At 57.9% G+C, this 392-nt stretch carries 1 protein-coding gene; it reads right to left on the bottom strand.

Annotated features, from left to right (window positions below; all coding sequences use genetic code 11):
- Window positions 1-335 (bottom strand): glycoside hydrolase family 31 protein (locus C480_RS17620; protein ID WP_241433860.1); only part of this gene is annotated, 335 nt, incomplete at its 3' end.
- Window positions 336-392: the final 57 nt, after the last annotated feature.

Below are 392 nucleotides of genomic sequence, written 5' to 3'. Positions count from 1 at the left end.
ACCTCGCGCGAAGTTGCGCCTTGCTCGACGACCGGTGCGATCATTATGTTGTCGCCGAACATGAATTGGTCAGTGATATCCCGAGTGTCCGGATCGTTCTGGAAGTGGTAGACCAGCGGCTGCTGGATCGGCTTGCCAGTTTTGGCGGACTCTTCGAATTCGTTGTAGAGGTACGGCATCAGCCGGTAGCGCAGTTCAATATACTTCTTACTGATCTCGACAGCCTCCTCGCCGAATGTCCAGGGATGCTGGTTGCGCATGTCGACCTCTTGGTCGGACTTTCGGTGCGTATCGGTATGGTTCCGGAAGTACGGGATGAACGCGCCCAGCTCAATCCAGCGCTTGAACAGCTCTGGCGAGGGTCGGCCGGCGAAGCCGCCGACATCGTGGCC

This window comes from Natrialba aegyptia DSM 13077, from assembly GCF_000337535.1.
Lineage (GTDB): Archaea > Halobacteriota > Halobacteria > Halobacteriales > Natrialbaceae > Natrialba > Natrialba aegyptia.
The sequence above is the reverse complement of the archived record's forward strand: the minus strand, read 5'-3'. Positions and strand labels throughout refer to the sequence as shown.